This window comes from Bradyrhizobium sp. 147, from assembly GCF_023073935.1.
Classification (GTDB): Bacteria; Pseudomonadota; Alphaproteobacteria; order Rhizobiales; family Xanthobacteraceae; genus Bradyrhizobium.
Window position 1 is genome coordinate 1 of record NZ_JADPKL010000110.1, and the last position, 16,311, is coordinate 16,311.

The window sequence follows — 16,311 nt, forward strand, 5'->3', positions numbered from 1 at the left end:
GTTGCCGACCTTCTTCATGGCGTCGGAGAGGAACTTGCCGATCTCGGCGTCGCCGTTGGCGGAAATGGTGCCGACCTGGGCGATTTCGTCGTTCGAGGTGACCTTCTTCGAGTTCTTCTCGAGGTCTGCCACCACGGCTTCGACCGCGAGGTCGATACCGCGCTTGAGGTCCATCGGGTTCATGCCGGCGGCGACAGACTTGGCGCCTTCCTTCACGATCGCGGCCGCGAGCACGGTCGCGGTAGTGGTGCCGTCGCCGGCCGCGTCAGCGGACTTGGAGGCAACTTCGCGCACCATTTGGGCGCCCATGTTCTCGAACTTGTCCTCAAGCTCGATCTCCTTGGCGACGGTGACGCCGTCCTTGGTGATACGGGGAGCGCCGAATGATTTGTCGAGCACGACGTTGCGGCCCTTGGGACCGAGCGTGACCTTCACCGCGTTGGCGAGGATGTCGACGCCGCGCAGCATCTTGTCGCGCGCCTCAACCGAGAATTTGACTTCTTTGGCTGCCATCTGGATTTTTCCTTGAAATTTAAAGGGAAGGGAGCGGGGCTTTTAAGCCGCCTTCTTCTTGGACTCGCTGACTTCGAGAACGCCCATAACGTCGCTCTCCTTCATGATCAGCAGATCCTGTCCGTCGATCTTGACCTCGGTGCCGGACCACTTGCCGAACAGCACGCGGTCGCCGACCTTGAGGTCGATCGGGATCAGCTTGCCGGACTCGTCGCGGCCACCGGGGCCGACGGCGATGACTTCGCCCTGGGAGGGCTTTTCCTTGGCAGTGTCGGGAATGATGATGCCGCCAGCGGTCTTCTCTTCTGCGTCGATGCGCTTGACCACGACGCGGTCGTGAAGCGGACGGAATTTCATGCAGTCCTCCTAAGCAATTGCAAGAGTTGAGGAATTTCGAGGTTGTTAGCAGTCATTGCCCGCGAGTGCTAGCACAGGCGAGGAACAAATAGGACAGGAATTTTGCGGGGGCAAGGGCTTCTAGCAGAAAATTAGCACCCGGAAGTGCGGACTGCCAGAATCTCTTTGCCATCGTTAACGGTGCGCTGGGCCGTATTAGCACGGAGCCGCATCTGCTGCTAACGCGTTGAAATTCAACAGCTTGTTAAACTTTTGGGCTTGAGATGAATTATCAGTTTGCGTCACATTTCTCACATGTGAGCGCATCAGTACCGGGTGGCTCGTAAGGCGCACACCGACCAGGCCGCCCCTTGAATGCGCTCCTGCAAAGGAGGTTTGGCATGGGACTGCAGAGTGGGGGCGCTTCCGAGGATTTCCGGAAGCAGATGCTGGGTTACGGGCTGACGACGGCGCAAATTCTCTATCGGATGCCGGATCATCCGTCGCTGCTCCAGACTTACGTCTGGCAGAACTACGACATGTTTCCGAAATTTCCGGCGCTGAAGGACTTCCTGGCGTTCTGGCAGGAAAGGCTCGACGGCCCCCTGCATTCGGTCACCGTGGCGCATTGCAAGCTGATCAAGCCGGCCGAACTCCGCGCGGTCGACGGCGTGTTCCGGCTGCATTGAGATCGAGCACCGGCTTCGTGGGCGAGCAAAGGCGCGCTCGCGCCGCGCCCACCGTCTCCGCGACTGCTTCTCGCAATGGTGGGCACGTTTCGCTTTGCCCCCGCTACATGATCTCGTTCTGTGCTAGTCTCGCCGCATAATAACAAGCAGCGGGAGGCGGGCCGATGGCCAAAAAAGTAAGATCGCGCAGCGCAGCGCAAGCCGCGGTGAAGAAGCGGAGTGGAGCCAAGGCCGCAGCTCGACCCTCGGCGCGCAAGGCAGTGAAGGCGAAGGCGCGTATGCTCGCGCCGAGCAAACCCGCCCGGCCCAAGCAGCGCATCGCCATCAGCCATCACCGCGAAGAGGATTTCAAAGCCGACGGCTTGCGCGCCTATGCCAAATACCGCGACCTTGGCATTGCCGACGCGACCCATGGCCTGGCGCAAGCGCATGTCATCCGTCTGCAAGGCCCGTGTAATCCGGCCGAGGTCTCAAAGCTTCATTATCACGATGTCGAATTCCAGATGGTCTACGTGCTCAAGGGCTGGGTGAAGACTTATATGGACGGGCAGGGCGAGACCTTGATGAAAGAGGGCAGCGCCTGGACCCAGCCGCCGAAGATCAAGCACATGATTCTGGATTACTCGGATGACGTCGAATTGCTGGAGGTGATCCTGCCGGCGGAGTTCAAGACGGTGGAGTTGAAGGCTTGATGTCATTCCGGGGCGCGGGTAGCGCGAGCCCGGAATCCATTGAGCGGCAGAAACGGTGGATCAATAGATTCCGGGTTCGCGACTTCGTCGCGTCCCAGAATGACAGCGGAGAGAACTACGCCAACACCCCCACCACCGCTCCCATCAGGCACGTCGTCAGCGTCCCCGACACGATCGACTTCAGCCCCAGCGCGTTGATCTCCTCGCGCCGCTCCGGCACCATCACCCCTAGGCCGCCGATCATGATGCCGAGGCTGGCGAAATTGGCGAAGCCGCACATCGCGTAGAGCATGATCAGGCGCGAGCGCGGATCGAGCGCGTCGGGCGGCAGTTTTGAGAAGTCGACATAGGCAATCAATTCGTTGAGCACGGTTTTCGAGCCCATCAGGCTGCCGGCGGTGACCGCCTGGTCCCATGGCAGTCCCATCAGCCAGCACACCGGCGCCATCGCGAGGCCCAGCAGGCGCTGCAACGAGATCGCGGCGCCGCCGATATCAGGCAGCAGGCCGAGGATGGCGTTGACGAGGTAGACCAGAGCCACCAGCACCAGCAGCATCGCGACGATGTTGAGCAGCAGCTCGAGACCCGCGGTGTTGCCCTTCACGATCGCGTCCATCGTGCCGGAGACCTCCATCTCGGGATTTTCCAGCGCGCCGCCGGTGCGCCTGTCGGATGTCTCGGGCACCATGATCAGGCTGACGAGGATCGCGGCCGGCGCCCCCAGCACGGAGGCGATGACGAAGTGCGCGGCGGCATCGGGGATAAGGGGTGCCAGCAGCGTCGCATAGAGCACCAGCACGGTGCCGGCGATGCCGGCCATGCCGCCGGTCATCACCAGGAACAATTCGCTGCGGGTCATCTGCTTCAGATACGGCCGCACGAACAGGGGCGCCTCGACCATGCCGAGGAAGATGTTGGCGGCGGTCGACAGCCCCACGGCGCCGCCGACCCCTAAGGTGCGCTCCAGCAGCCAGGCCATGCCCCGCACGATCGGCGGCAGCACCCGCCAATAGAACAGCAGCGTCGTCAGCACGCTCATCACCAGCACGATCGGCAGCGCCTGGAACGCCAGGATGAAATCCGCACCCGGCACCTTGACGTCGAAGGGCAGGGCGCCGCCACCGATATAGCCGAATACGAACGAGGAGCCGGCGCGCGAGGCCGCGGAGATCGCCCCGACCGCGTCGTTGATGGCGCCGAAGGCGCGCGCGAGCGCGGGTAACTTCAGGAGGACGATGGCGGTGACGAAGGTGGCGACGAGGCCGATCGCCGCCTGCCGCAACGACACGGCGCGGCGATTCTCTGCGAGCGCGAAGGCGATCAGCAGCAATGCGAAAATGCCGAGTGCCGATTGCAAGCGCAGCATGATGTCCCCAAAGCCCTAATGATTATGGCCGCGCCTGCGTTGCAAAGGCAATGCCGGGACGTGCGGGAGGCGTCCCGCTGTTGACAAGCCGGTCCGCCTCAGTCACGCGGGGCACGTCGACATCAGGGCACGGACGGTCCGGGGGTGACGCAAAAGACGATCCAAGAGGTGGTCGAAGCGGCGATGCCAGAGCAGCCAATATCCGGAGATCCGCCGGTCAGTGCCCGCGCGCTCCTCGCCCACCGCGCCTTCCTGTTCTTCCTGCTCTCGCGCAGCCTGTCGCGTTTCTCCAGCCAGATCGCGGCGGTCGCGATCGGCTGGCAGGTCTACGATCTCACCGGCTCGGCCTTCGATCTCGGCATGGTCGGCCTCGTGCAATTTCTGCCCACCGCGCTGCTCGTGTTCGTCGCCGGTCATGCCGCCGATCGCTATGAGCGTAAGCGCGTCGTCCAGCTCTGTCAGCTCGTGGAAGCAGCAACCGCACTCTATCTCGCTGTGATCACCTATCTCGGCGCGGTCGGTGAGGTGCAGATCTTCGTCGCGACCTTCGTGCTCGGCATTGCCGGCGCCTTCGAGAGCCCGACCACGGCGGCGCTGCTGCCGCTGATCGCACCGCAAGGTTCGCTCCAGCGCGCCACCGCGGTCTCCAGCGGCGCGGCGCAGGTCGCGACCATTACGGGGCCCGCGCTCGGCGGCTTTGCCTATGCGGTGGCGTCGCATCTCGCCTATGCCGTGATGGTGCTGTTCTGGATCCTTGGGATGATCCTGACCGGCTTCATCCGGCCGCGTCCGCAGGCGGTCGCCAAGGAGGGGACGAGCTCGGACAACATCTTTGCCGGTGTCCGCTTCATTCGCGGCAACCCTGCGATCCTCGGCACCATCTCGCTCGATCTGTTCGCAGTGTTGTTCGGCGGCGTCACCGCGCTGCTGCCGATCTATGCCCGCGACATCCTCCAGACCGGGCCGGTCGGGCTCGGCGCGCTGCGTGCGGCGCCTGCGGTTGGCGCGCTCTTGATGACCATGGTGCTGGCGCGTCACGCCATCTCGCGACATGTGGGCCTGCGCATGTTTCAGGCCGTGATCGTGTTCGGTGTCGCCACGATCGTATTCGCGCTGTCGTCCTGGATGTGGCTCTCGGTGCTCGCGCTCGCCGTTCTCGGCGCCGCCGACACGATCAGCGTCGTGATCCGTTTCTCGCTGGTGCAGCTGTCCACGCCCGACGAGATGCGCGGCCGGGTCGGAGCGGTGAATTTCCTCTTCATCAATGCCTCGAACCAGCTCGGCCAGTTCGAGAGCGGCCTCACCGCCGCCCTGTTCGGCGCCATGCCCGCCGCTGCGCTCGGCGGCGTCGCCACCGTCGCGGTGGCACTCCTGTGGATGAAGCTGTTCCCGAGCCTGCGCCAGGTGGAGAGTTTGGAGTAACACTCCGCCCGTCGACGTGGGATTGCGAGGAACTCGCGACAAGATTGCGAAGCAATTTTGCGCTAATGCGACGAAGCAATCTAGAGTCCCTCCGCAGAGAAATCCTGGATTGCTTCGCCGCGCTCGCAAGGATGATTGTGGAGGCGTTGCGTTCTTTTGTTTTACCCCCGCCCCACGAACGGCATCTTGGTCGCCATCAGTGTCATGGTCAGCACATTGGCGTCGAGCGGCAAACTCGCCATGTAGGCGACGGCATCGCCGACCGCCTTGGCATCCATGCGCGGCTCGTGCTTGGTGGTGCCGTCGGGCTGGAGCACGCCGGGACCGTTGACCATGCGGTCGGTCATCGGGGTGGCGGCATTGCCGATATCAACCTGGCCGACCGCGATGTCATACATGCGGCCGTCGAGATTGGACGCCTTGGTGAGACCCGTGATGGCGTGCTTGGTCGAGGTATAGGCGGCAGAGAACGGCCGCGGCGCGTGTGCCGAGATCGAACCATTGTTGATGATACGGCCGCCGCGCGGGGTCTGGTCCTTCATGATGCGGAAGGCGTGCTGAGTGCACAGGAACGGGCCGGTGAGGTTGGTGTTCACCACCGCCTGCCACTGCTCAAGGCTGAGATCCTCGAAGTTGACGGCCGGCGCGCCCATGCCGGCGTTGTTGAAGAGCAGGTCGAGGCGGCCATAGGTCTCCTTCACCTTGGCAAACAGCGCCGCGATCGACTCCGGTTTGGTCATGTCGGCGGTGACACACAGGCTTTTTCCTGCGGGGCCGAGCTTTGCGGTCTCCTCGAGCATGTCGAGCCTGCGCCCGACCAGCACCACGGTGAAGCCGGTGTTCATCAGCGCCAGCGACGCCGCACGCCCGACACCGGTGCCAGCACCCGTCACCACTGCGATCTTTTTTGCTTCACTCATCGTTTCTTGCCTTTTGTCATGCTGTCAGCTTTTGGGTTCTTTTTCGTTCTTGTAGGGCGGGCGCGGAATGTTCTGATGTGCGGCGCGCAACGCCGCCGACCAGCGCGAGCGCAAATCGTGGAAATAGGGCTCGCCCGCCTCGATGCGGTGATTGAGATCGGCCTCGCAGGCATCGTTGCGCACCACCAGCACGTCGATCGGCAGGCCGACGCCGAGGTTCGAGCGCATGGTGGAGTCCATCGAGATCAGGCCGGTCTTCAGCGCCTCGTACAACTCGACGTCGTAGTGCATGGCGCGGTCGAGCACCGGCTTGCCGTATTTGTGCTCGCCGATCTGCAAGTACGGCGTATCTGTGGTGCACTCGATGAAATTGCCGGCGGTGTAGATCATGAACAGGCGCATCCGGGAGCCCTTGATCTGGCCGCCGAACAGGAAGGAGACGTCGAAGGAAACGTCCTCGGACTTCAGCGCCGGCCCTTCGGTCGCGTGCACGGCCCGGATCGCCCGGCCGATGCGCTGGGCGGCCTGGAACATGGTCGGCGCGTTCATCAGCGTCTCGATCTCGCCCGTGTCGGGGTCCTCCAGGCCTTCCGTCAGCGTCGACAGCACCGACTGGCTGATGGCGAGGTTGCCGGCGCTGGCGATCGCCATGATGCGCTCGCCGGGCTTGGAGAAGATGTGCAGCTTGCGGAAGGTCGAGACGTTGTCGAGGCCGGCATTGGTGCGGGTATCGGCGATCATCACCAGACCGTCCCGAACCAGGATTCCGCAACAATAGGTCATTTCCAGTCCCCGAACGCGTTTGCGCGGAATTACTAGCCAATTTCGGGAGCCGCTCCAACCCCCGATTCCCAGGGATCATGTCGTCATTCCGGGGCGCGACGTAATCGCGAAGCCGGAATCCATTCCTCCGCTAACTCTGCGGCCCAATGGATTCCGAATGCGTGCCGAGGCACGCCCGGAACGACGAGCTAGCTTTGCCGCTGTGACTGCGATTGCGACTGCCCGCCGCGGCCGGCCTGCTCGACCTTGACGGCCACCGTCAGCGTCTCCGTGCCGCCGCCATAGCGGGTGCCGCGCACGGGGGCTGCGCCGAGATAATCGAGTCCGATCGCGACGCGGACATGGGCGTCGGTGGCGCAGATGCTGTTGGCGGGATCGAAGCCAACCCAGCCGAGATCGGGCACGTAGGCCTCCGCCCAGGCGTGGCCGGCCTCCTGGTGCACCGTGCCGTCCGAGCGCAGGAAGTGACCGGAGACGAAGCGCGCCGGCACGCCACCGCTGCGTGCGCAGGCGATGAAGATATGCGCGTAGTCCTGGCAGACGCCGCGCTTGAGCGTGAACGCCTCCGCCGCCGAGGTGCCGCTGTTGGTCGGGTCCTCGTCGAAGGTCATGTGATCGCCGATCTCGGTCATCAACGTGTGCAGGAAGCCGAGCGTGTCGCTCTCGGCCTCGCTGCGCAACTGGCGCGCAACCGCCATCATCGCCGGATTGACGGAGGTGAGGTCGGTTGAGCGCAGAAACATGCCGGCCGGAAAGCGCTCGTCCGTGCCGCGCAGCACGCCGCCGGTGTCGTGGGTCTCGATCAGGCCTTCGGCGGTGATCTTGATGTCACCGACGGAACCGCAGGATAGCACATTGGTGACGTTGCCGAACGCGTCCTCGTGCGTGTCGAGCTTGGTGTCCGTCGAGACATCGATCTGCCATTCCGCCACATACTGCCCGTCATGGCTGCCGGGCGTCATCCGAAGGATCTGGATCACGCTGGTCGCCGGCGGCTCGTAGCGATAGGTCGTGGTGTGCTGGATTCGCAGGCGCATGGTGATTAACTTGCTCCGTCATTCCGGGATGGTCCGAAGGACCAGACCCGGAATCTCGAGATTCTCAGGTGCACAATTGCGCACCATAGTTCGCCCTTGGGGCGCCCCGGCATGACAGCCTGTATCAGATCAAATACTGCTTGGTGATGATTTCGCCCAGCCTGGAATTGTCGGTAATGAATTCCTGAATGAATTCATGCACGCCGTGCTGGAAAATGTCGTTCATATTGCTGTGTTCCAGCCGGTTGCGGATGCCGCGGGCGTGGCGCTGAGCGGGTCCCTGGCGGCCATAGGCGACGCCGATCTGGTCGAGGTTGCGCACGAGATTGCCGTAGCAGCTTGCCAGCGAGCGCGGCAGCGTGTCGTTGAGGATGAGCAGGTCTGCGATCAGCCACGGTTTCAGCGTCTCGCGATAGACCCAGTGATAGGCCGTCAGCGCCGAGACCGAGCGCAGAATCGAGCTCCACTGATAGAAGTCGAGCGGGCCGCCGACATGCTCTTTCTCGGGCAAGAGCACGTGATACTTCACATCGAGGATGCGCGCGGTGTTGTCGGCGCGTTCGAGATGCACGCCCATCCGCGAGAACCAGTAGGCGTCGTTGCGCAGCATGGTCCGGTAGGCCGACCCGTCGAAGCGCAGCGAGGTCTCCTGCACGAAGCGCAGGAATTTTGCGAGGTCCTCCCGCGTGGACGTGCCCTTGCTCCAGACCGCCTGAAGCTCGATCCAGGCCGAATTGATGGTGTCCCACATCTCGCTGGTGAGCGCGGTGCGCACCGAGCGCGAGTTGAGGCGGGCCGCCTCGATGCAGTTCTTGATCGAGGACGGGTTTCCCGCCGAGAACGAGAGGTAATCGACGACGTTGTGCTCGTTGGCTTCCTCATATTGCTGATAGAAACTGCCGGCGACACCGGCGGTGAGCAGCGCCGAGTCCCATTCATTGGTCTTGCCGATATAGGCGGCGGGAAGCGCGGTGACGCGCAGCGTCGCATCGATGGTGCGCGCGAGGTATTCGGCCCGTTCGACGTAGCGAGCGAGCCAGTAGAGGTTTTCGGCGGTACGCGACAGCATGTCTCTACTCGTCCAAAATCCAGGTGTCCTTGGTGCCGCCGCCCTGGCTGGAATTGACGACCAGAGAGCCTTCCTTGAGTGCAACGCGTGTCAGCCCACCCGGCACGATCGTGGTGCGCTTGCTGCCCGTGAGCACGAAAGGCCGCAGGTCGACATGGCGCGGGGCGAGGCCGCTTGCGGTGCAGGTCGGGCAGGTCGAGAGCGCCAGCGTCGGCTGCGCGATGAAGCCTTCCGGCTCACGCTTCAGTTTCTCGCGGAAGGCCTCGATCGTGGCTTTCGTCGCGGCGGGGCCGATCAGCATGCCGTAGCCGCCGGAGCCATGGACCTCCTTGACGACGAGTTCGCCAAGATTGTCCAGCACATAGGCGAGATCCTTCGGCTCGCGACAGCGCCAGGTCGGCACGTTCTTCAGGATCGGCTCCTCGCCGAGATAGAATTTTACGATGTCGGGCATGTAGGAGTAGATCGCCTTGTCGTCGGCGATGCCGGTGCCGACAGCATTGGCGAGCGTGATGTTGCCGGCCGCATAGGCCGACATCAGGCCCGGCACGCCGAGCACGGAGTCGGGGCGGAAGGTGAGGGGATCGAGGAAATCGTCGTCGACGCGGCGATAGATCACGTCAACCCGCTTCAACCCCTCCGTCGTCCGCATGAACACTTCGTTGTTCTTGACAACGAGGTCGCGGCCCTCGACCAGCTCGATGCCGAGCTTGTCGGCCAGGAACGAGTGCTCGTAATAGGCGGAGTTGTAGACGCCGGGCGTGAGCAGGGCGACGGTCGGCTCGCCGGAGGCGCTTTGCGGCGCGACCGAGCGCAGCGCGGCGAGAAGCTCGTCCGGATAGCGTTCGACCGGCGCCACCCTGTGGCGGGCGAACAGATCCGGAAACAGCCGCATCATGATCTCGCGGTTTTCCAGCATGTAGGACACGCCCGAAGGCGTCCGCGCATTATCCTCCAGCACGATGAAGTCTTCAGCGTCGGTTCGGACGATGTCGATGCCGGCGATGTGCACATAGACGTCGTGCGGCACCTGCTGGCCGTTCATCTCGGGCCGGAACACCGGGTTCTGGAAGATCAGATCGTCGGGTACGATTTCGGCACGAAGGATATCGCGGCCGTGATAGATGTCGCGCAAAAACATATTGAGCGCACGCACGCGCTGCTTCAGGCCCTTCTCCAGCAGCGCCCATTCCTTGCCGGACATGATCCGCGGGATCACGTCGAACGGGATCAGGCGCTCGGTCGACTCGGCTTCGCCATAGACCGCAAAGGTGATGCCGATGCGGCGGAACAGCAGTTCCGCCTCCTGGCGGCGATATTCGAGCGCCTCGGGAGGCGTCTCCTTGAGCCAACGCGCCAGCTCTTGATAAGCAGGGCGCAGGTCGCCGCCGGGAATATTCATTTCATCAAACGCGACTGCCATAGATCCCGACTGTTCTCCCCAGGCGTTGCGACATGAGCCAAGTCGCGCCGGCCTTGGTGGAGACCGCAACGTCCTGTGGCCATGCGGCAAGAGTGCATGACTTTCATGTGGTAGCAAGGGGCGGGCCAGCGCGATAAGCATGGAGGACGGGCATTTGCCGGGGATGGCCGGCGGCTTGCCTGAAAAAATGGCTGAGGACTGCTTATTTCGGCGGCAAACCGCGTGACTTCAACGCGTTACCTCGGCAAAGTTGGCGCCACAGGTGAGGGACAGTTTATGAGCGAGATCGTCACGGCGGGCATTCTGGTCATTGGGGACGAAATCCTGTCCGGCCGAACCAAGGACAAGAACATCGGGTTCATCGCCGAATACCTGACCAATATCGGCATCGACTTGAAGGAAGTCCGGATCGTCTCCGACGACGAGGACGACATCATCGCCGCCTTGAATGCACTGCGGCACCGCTACACCTATGTCTTCACCACCGGCGGCATCGGCCCGACCCATGACGACATTACGGCCGACAGCGTCGCCAAGGCCTTCGGCGTCGGCATCGACCATCACCCGGAGGTGGTCGCCCGCTTCCGCGAGCGCTGGAGCGAGCAGGACCTCAACGAGGCCCGCTTGCGCATGGCTCGCATCCCTGACGGTGCTGAGCTGATCCAGAGCGCGACCATCCTCGCGCCGGGCTTCAAGATCGGCAATGTCATCGTGATGGCCGGCGTGCCCTCGATCATGCAGGCGATGATGGATATCGTCTCGCCCAAGCTGAAATCCGGCGTGCGCATGCTTTCCGAATCGGTCCGCGCCAATGCGCGCGAGGGCGACATCGGCAGCCCGCTGCGCGCGATCGCGGCCGCCCATCCCGACACCATCATCGGCAGCTATCCCTTCATGGACGAGGAGCAAAGGCCGAACACCAATCTGGTGGTGCGCTCGCGCGATGCGGATAAGCTCGCGGCGGCGATGGCGGCAGTGAAGGAAATGCTGGCGGGATTGAACATCACCCGCTAAAGCGCCCGGCTTGCCGGACGTTTTACGAAGCAGGAGGCGACAATGGCGGGTGAAGCACCGGAACTCAGCGCGCAGGAACGGGCGGGCAAGGCCTTCCCGGTCTCCTGGGACCAATTCCACCGGGATTGCCGGGCGCTGAGCTGGCGTCTCAACGAGGTCGGTCCGTTCCATGCAGTGATCGCGATCACCCGCGGCGGCCTGGTGCCGGCCGCGATCGTGGCGCGCGAGCTCGGCGTGCGCGTGATCGATACGGTCTGCATCGCCAGCTACGACCACAACAAGCAGGGCGAGCTCCAGGTCCTCAAGAGTATTTCCGAGGCGGCGATGAAGCTCGGCGGCGGCACCGGAAAGGGGCTTCTAATCGTCGACGACCTCGTCGATACCGGGAAGACCGGCAAGCTGGTGCGCGAGATGCTGCCCAATGCGCATTTCGCCACCGTCTACGCCAAGCCGATGGGGCGTCCGCTGGTCGATACCTTCATCACGGAAGTGTCGCAGGATACCTGGATCTTCTTCCCCTGGGACACTGCGCTGTCCTACCACCCGCCGCTTCGCGACGGGGCGGCGTGAGAGAGTGCGAATGGCGAGTGGCGAATGGCCAGTAGTGAATCCCCAATTCGCAATTCGCCATTCGCTACTCGCCCGCTGCAAAATCGCGTCACGCCGACCGGTGAGATCATTGCCACGCCCCATCGCGGCCTGTTCACCGGCAACCGCGGCATCATCCATGATCCGGCGACGAAGACGCTGCTGAGGAAGCGGTGGTCGTCGCCGGCCTGGCTCACCTGCACTTGCGAATTCCGCGGACGGCGCCGCGAGGTGATGGCACAGCGAAGCTGGACCGAGCTGTTCTTCCTGGACGAGGCCACTGCGCTCGCCGCCGGCCATCGCCCCTGCTTCTACTGCCGCCGCGACGATGCCAATCGCTTCCGGGCTGCGTGGGAAAAGGGCAATCGCGTGCACGGCGTCCGCATGCACGACATCGACACGGTGCTGCATCATGAGCGGCTCGATCACGGCAGCAAACGACTGCACGTCTTGCTGGTGCCGCTCGACCAGCTCCCCGACGGCGCAATGGTTCAGCAGGGCGAGGACAGTTTTTTGGTGATGCGGGGCAGGGCGCTGTTGTGGTCGCCGGCGGGTTATACCGCGGTCGAGCGTCAGCTTGGCGAAGCGACGTTACTGACGCCGCCCTCGACGCTGCGCACATTGAACTCCGGCTACGCGCCCGTGTTGCATCCGACGGCGCTGCCTTAGCACAGCGCCCGCCCGTGCCATTACCCGAGTTTCTCGCGCGCCAGCGCCGCGCCGGCGCCGAGCGCCATCAGCTTGGCTTCGGCGATCTCCCGCCGCATCGGCGCCATGCCGCAATTGGTGGTGGCGATGATGTTGCTCTTTGGGACGAATTTCGACACTGCCTCGATCACCTTCACGACGTCGTCCGCCGTCTCCACCGTGTCGCTGGCCACGTCGATCACGCCGGCCTGCACGATCTTGGCCTTGAGCAGCGCCAGCAGGTCGAGCGGCACCTTCGAATTGCGGCACTCGATCGCGACCTGCTGGATCGGGCTGGCATCGATTGCCGGGAAGATCTGCTCATACTGCCGCCATTGGCTGCCGAGCGTCGCCTTCCAGTCAGTGTTGGCCTTGATGCCGTAGCCATAGCAGATGTGCACGGCGGTGGCGCAGGTGAGACCCTGCGCCGCCTGCTCCAGCGCCTTGATGCCCCAGTCGTTGACCTCGTCCATATAGACGTTGAAGGCGGGCTCGTCGAACTGCACGAGATCGACGCCGTCGGCCTGGAGGGCCTTGGCCTCTTCGTTCAGCATCTCGGCGAAAGCGAACGCCATCTTCACGCGGTCGCCGTAATAGCGGTCCGCAATCGTGTCGATGATGGTCATGGGGCCGGGCAGCGTGAATTTCAGCTTCTTCTTCGTGTGCGAGCGCGCGACGCGCGCCTCGTCGGCATGAACGCGGCCCTTGAGCCGGAGCGGAGCGACTACCTGCGGCACCATCGCCTTGTAGCGGTCCTTGCGAATGCCCATCTCAACCTTGTGCGCGAAGTCGATGCCTTCGACCTTCTCCAGGAAGCCGTGCACGAAATGCTGGCGGGCCTGCTCGCCCTCGGTGACGATGTCGATGCCGGCGTCCTCTTGGATCTTCAGCCAGATCAGCGTCGCGTCGCGCTTGGCGCGCAAGAGCTCCTCGCCCTGCGACTTCCAGGGCGCCCACAGCATGTTGGGCTCGGCGAGCCATTCCGGCTTCGGCAAGGAGCCGGCGATCGTGGTTGGAAACAGCATGGCGGCCTCCCGGCGGGTTATGTTGCGCCTCTTCCTGCCATGTCTTAACGTCGAGGTACAGAACGACAAAAGTCGTCAACCCCGCGACGCCGGACCGGAAACGCCATGATCGAATTCTTCTTCGACTGTTCCAGCCCCTGGACCTATCTCGCCTTTCACAACATCCAGCCGCTCGCGAAAGAGCTCGGCGCGGAGATCATCTGGCGGCCGATCCTGGTCGGCGGCATCTTCAACACGGTCAATCCGAGCGTCTACGCCCAGCGCGAAAAGCCGGTGCCGCTCAAGGCGCGTTACATGAAGAAGGATCTCGCCGATTGGGCGCGCTCGGCAGGCCTGTCGATCAAGATGCCGCCGACCGTGTTTCCCGTGAACAGCGTCAAGGCGATGCGCGGCTGCATCTGGCTCGGCAATCACATGGTGCCGTTCGCCACGGCCGTGTTCGAGACCTACTGGGGCGAGGACAGGGACATCTCGCAGGACGCGGTGCTCGCCGACATCTGCAAGAAGGTCGGCATCGACGAGCAGAAATTCTTCGCCGGCATCGCAGAGCAGAGCATCAAGGACCAGCTCAAGGCCAATACCGAAGAGGTCGTGGCGCGTGGCGGTTTCGGCTCGCCGACGATCTTCGTCGGCAAGACCGACATGTACTTTGGCAACGACCGCCTGCCGCTGATCCGCGAGGCGCTGTTGCGTCAAAAGGCGAGTGCGGCCTGATGGTGCTGGCCGTCATCTGCCGTGAACTCGGCGCGCCCGAGACGTTGCGGCTGGAGGAATTTCCGTCGCCGCCGCTAAAGCCCGGCGAAGTGCGCGTTGCGATCCGCGCTGCCGGCCTGAACTTTCCCGACGTGCTGATGGCGGCGGGCGAATATCAGCTCAAGCCGGAGCTGCCGTTCACGCCCGGCATGGAAGCTGCCGGGGACGTCATCGAGGTGGGTGCGGAGGCGAGGGGCGTTGCCGTCGGCGACAAGGTCATCGTGAAGATGCGCCACGGCGCCTTCACGGATGAAGCGGTGGTGACGCCATCGCAACTCACCCCTAAGCCGTCCACTTTCGACTATGCAGAGGCCGCGACTTATCTTGCCGGTCATGGCACGGCCTATCATGCACTGATCGATCGCGGCCGGGTCGCGCCGGGCGAGGTGCTGCTGGTGCATGGCGCCGGCGGCGGCGTCGGTCTCGCGGCCGTCGAGATCGGCAAGATGCTGGGTGCGACCGTGATCGCAACTGCCTCCAGCGACGAGAAGCTGGCGATCGCGAAATCGCGCGGCGCCGATCATCTCGTCCGCTACGATCGCGAGCCGTTTCGCGATGCTGTCAAGCACATCACCGACGGCCGCGGCGCGGATGTCGTGTTCGATCCCGTCGGCGGCCAGGTGTTCGAGGATTCGATGCGCTGCATCGCCTGGGGCGCGCGGTTGCTGGTGATTGGCTTTACCGGGGGCATCGGTTCGGCCAAGACCAATCTCCTGTTGATCAAGGGCGCGAGCGTGTTAGGCGTGCGCGCCGGCGAAGCGGTTCGAAGAAATCCTGAGCTTGGCGAGGTGCGCCTGAAGGCGCTCTTGCGGTGGGCGGAGGAGGGCAAGCTGCGCCCCCACGTCTCGCATCGCCTGCCGCTGGAAGATTATGCAAAGGCGATGCGATTGCTGATCGAGCGCAAGGCGATCGGCCGCGTGGCGCTGGTGATGGATTGAGTTTTACCACCGTCATTCCGGGGCGCCCGAAGGGCGAACCCGGAATCGAGATTCCGGGTTCTCGCTTCGCGAGCCCCGGAATGACCGTGAACTATTTATATTCCCGCTCCGTCCACCACGGGAAATAGTCCGGCATGTCTGTCGATACCTTGTTCTTGAATTGCGCCGGACGCTTCTCCAGGAACGACACCACGCCTTCCTTGACGTCGTCGGAGCGGCCGCGGGCGTAGATGCCGCGGCTGTCCACCTTGTGGGCTTCCATGGGATCGTCCGCGCCCATCATGCGCCACATCATCTGGCGGATCAGGGCGATCGAGACCGGCGCGGTCTTGGCGGCAAATTCCTGGGCAAGCGCGCGCGCGGTCGGCAGGAGATCATCGGGCGGCACAACCTTGCTGACGAGACGGCCGGCAAGCGCTTCCTGTGCCGAGAAGACGCGGCCGGAATAGCACCATTCCAGCGCCTGCGAGATGCCGACGATGCGCGGCAGGAACCAGCTCGAGGCGGCCTCCGGCACGATGCCGCGCTGCGAGAACACGAAGCCGAAGCGCGCGGCATCCGAGGCAATGCGGACGTCCATCGCGAGCTGCATGGTGACGCCGATGCCGACGGCTGGGCCGTTCACGGCAGCGATAACGGGCTTCAAGCATTTGAATATGCGTAGCGTCACCTGGCCGCCGCCATCGCGCACCTGCGGATCGCTGTAGTCGACCTTGCCGTCGGCGAGCCGCTTCACCGGCCCGCGGCGCGCGTCGCGGTCGAACGTATCGGCGCCGGACGAAAGATCGGCGCCCGCGCAAAAGCCGCGGCCCGCGCCGGTGACGATGATGGCGCGGATATTGTCGTCCTTGTCGGCGGCGTCGAACGCGTCGATCAGCTCCGCTTGCATCTGTGCGTTGAAGGCGTTGAGCTTGTCGGGCCGGTTCAGCGTGATAGTGAGGATCTGCTCGGCGACCTCGTACTTGATCGTCTCGTACGCCATGGTGGTTTCCTTCCCTTGTCATTGTTGAATCAATTCTGTCATTGCCGGGCTTGACCCGGCAATCCATCTTTTTC

18 protein-coding genes are annotated in these 16,311 nt (G+C 63.6%); 8 read left to right on the plus strand and 10 right to left on the minus strand.

Going from position 1 to position 16,311, the window contains the following annotated elements:
* Together IVA87_RS27490 and IVA87_RS27495 are read right to left on the minus strand one after the other, a co-directional pair.
* A partial coding sequence (locus tag IVA87_RS27490) for a TCP-1/cpn60 chaperonin family protein (RefSeq protein WP_276576816.1) occupies positions 1–513 on the minus strand: 513 nt, incomplete at its 3' end.
* A gap of 42 nt (positions 514–555) precedes the next feature.
* Positions 556–870 (minus strand): co-chaperone GroES, encoded by a 315-nt coding sequence (locus IVA87_RS27495; protein WP_247280104.1) that lies wholly within the window; start codon positions 868–870, stop codon positions 556–558.
* A 380-nt stretch (positions 871–1,250) separates the two neighbouring features.
* Here IVA87_RS27495 and IVA87_RS27500 point away from each other — a divergent pair, with 380 nt between their 5' ends.
* On the plus strand, positions 1,251–1,538 hold the full coding sequence (locus tag IVA87_RS27500) for an usg protein (RefSeq protein ID WP_247296263.1): 288 nt from the start codon (positions 1,251–1,253) through the stop codon (positions 1,536–1,538).
* 164 nt (positions 1,539–1,702) lie between these two features.
* The gene (locus IVA87_RS27505) at positions 1,703–2,230 is read left to right on the plus strand and encodes a cupin domain-containing protein (protein ID WP_247335996.1); all 528 of its coding nucleotides are present in this window, start codon (positions 1,703–1,705) and stop codon (positions 2,228–2,230) included.
* Between the two features lie 115 nt (positions 2,231–2,345).
* Here IVA87_RS27505 and IVA87_RS27510 read toward each other — a convergent pair whose 3' ends face one another.
* Positions 2,346–3,596: a nucleoside transporter C-terminal domain-containing protein gene (locus tag IVA87_RS27510; RefSeq protein WP_247335998.1), complete on the minus strand. Its 1,251-nt coding sequence runs from the start codon at positions 3,594–3,596 to the stop codon at positions 2,346–2,348.
* 183 nt (positions 3,597–3,779) lie between these two features.
* Between IVA87_RS27510 and IVA87_RS27515 the strand changes: the two genes are divergently transcribed.
* Complete coding sequence (locus IVA87_RS27515; protein WP_247336033.1) at positions 3,780–5,018, plus strand: MFS transporter; 1,239 nt, start codon at positions 3,780–3,782, stop codon at positions 5,016–5,018.
* A gap of 161 nt (positions 5,019–5,179) precedes the next feature.
* Here IVA87_RS27515 and IVA87_RS27520 read toward each other — a convergent pair whose 3' ends face one another.
* The 5 genes from IVA87_RS27520 to IVA87_RS27540 form a co-directional block, all read right to left on the minus strand.
* Entirely contained in the window at positions 5,180–5,938 is a 759-nt protein-coding gene (locus IVA87_RS27520) for an SDR family oxidoreductase (RefSeq protein ID WP_247336000.1), read from the minus strand.
* A gap of 24 nt (positions 5,939–5,962) precedes the next feature.
* Positions 5,963–6,721, minus strand: coding sequence for a proteasome-type protease (locus IVA87_RS27525; RefSeq protein ID WP_247296271.1), 759 nt, complete (start codon positions 6,719–6,721; stop codon positions 5,963–5,965).
* Positions 6,722–6,909: 188 nt separating this feature from the next.
* Complete coding sequence (locus IVA87_RS27530) at positions 6,910–7,758, minus strand: transglutaminase family protein (protein WP_247336002.1); 849 nt, start codon at positions 7,756–7,758, stop codon at positions 6,910–6,912.
* A 124-nt stretch (positions 7,759–7,882) separates the two neighbouring features.
* Positions 7,883–8,827: an alpha-E domain-containing protein gene (locus tag IVA87_RS27535; RefSeq protein ID WP_247296275.1), complete on the minus strand. Its 945-nt coding sequence runs from the start codon at positions 8,825–8,827 to the stop codon at positions 7,883–7,885.
* 4 nt (positions 8,828–8,831) lie between these two features.
* Positions 8,832–10,250, minus strand: coding sequence for a circularly permuted type 2 ATP-grasp protein (locus IVA87_RS27540; RefSeq protein ID WP_247336004.1), 1,419 nt, complete (start codon positions 10,248–10,250; stop codon positions 8,832–8,834).
* Between the two features lie 276 nt (positions 10,251–10,526).
* Between IVA87_RS27540 and IVA87_RS27545 the strand changes: the two genes are divergently transcribed.
* From IVA87_RS27545 to IVA87_RS27555, 3 genes are read left to right on the plus strand one after another with little or no spacing between them, the layout of a single operon-like run.
* Positions 10,527–11,264, plus strand: coding sequence for a molybdopterin-binding protein (locus IVA87_RS27545; RefSeq protein WP_247296279.1), 738 nt, complete (start codon positions 10,527–10,529; stop codon positions 11,262–11,264).
* Between the two features lie 42 nt (positions 11,265–11,306).
* Positions 11,307–11,834 carry a xanthine phosphoribosyltransferase gene (gpt, locus tag IVA87_RS27550; protein ID WP_247296280.1) on the plus strand — a complete coding sequence of 176 codons (528 nt, stop codon included), beginning with the start codon at positions 11,307–11,309 and terminating at the stop codon, positions 11,832–11,834.
* Between the two features lie 24 nt (positions 11,835–11,858).
* A complete protein-coding gene (locus IVA87_RS27555) occupies positions 11,859–12,521 on the plus strand; it encodes a hypothetical protein (RefSeq protein ID WP_247296282.1) in 663 nt (220 codons plus the stop codon).
* A gap of 20 nt (positions 12,522–12,541) precedes the next feature.
* On the opposite strand, the gene IVA87_RS27560 is transcribed toward IVA87_RS27555, so the two are convergent.
* A complete protein-coding gene (locus IVA87_RS27560) occupies positions 12,542–13,564 on the minus strand; it encodes a methionine synthase (protein ID WP_247296284.1) in 1,023 nt (340 codons plus the stop codon).
* A gap of 105 nt (positions 13,565–13,669) precedes the next feature.
* Here IVA87_RS27560 and IVA87_RS27565 point away from each other — a divergent pair, with 105 nt between their 5' ends.
* Positions 13,670–14,278, plus strand: coding sequence for a 2-hydroxychromene-2-carboxylate isomerase (locus IVA87_RS27565; RefSeq protein WP_247336007.1), 609 nt, complete (start codon positions 13,670–13,672; stop codon positions 14,276–14,278).
* Positions 14,278–15,255, plus strand: coding sequence for an NADPH:quinone oxidoreductase family protein (locus tag IVA87_RS27570; protein ID WP_247336009.1), 978 nt, complete (start codon positions 14,278–14,280; stop codon positions 15,253–15,255). The genes IVA87_RS27565 and IVA87_RS27570 overlap by 1 nt, the downstream gene beginning before the upstream one ends.
* Before the next feature lie 91 nt (positions 15,256–15,346).
* On the opposite strand, the gene IVA87_RS27575 is transcribed toward IVA87_RS27570, so the two are convergent.
* Positions 15,347–16,237, minus strand: a complete 891-nt coding sequence (locus tag IVA87_RS27575) for a crotonase/enoyl-CoA hydratase family protein (protein ID WP_247336012.1) — start codon at positions 16,235–16,237, stop codon at positions 15,347–15,349.
* Between the last annotated feature and the right edge of the window lie 74 nt (positions 16,238–16,311).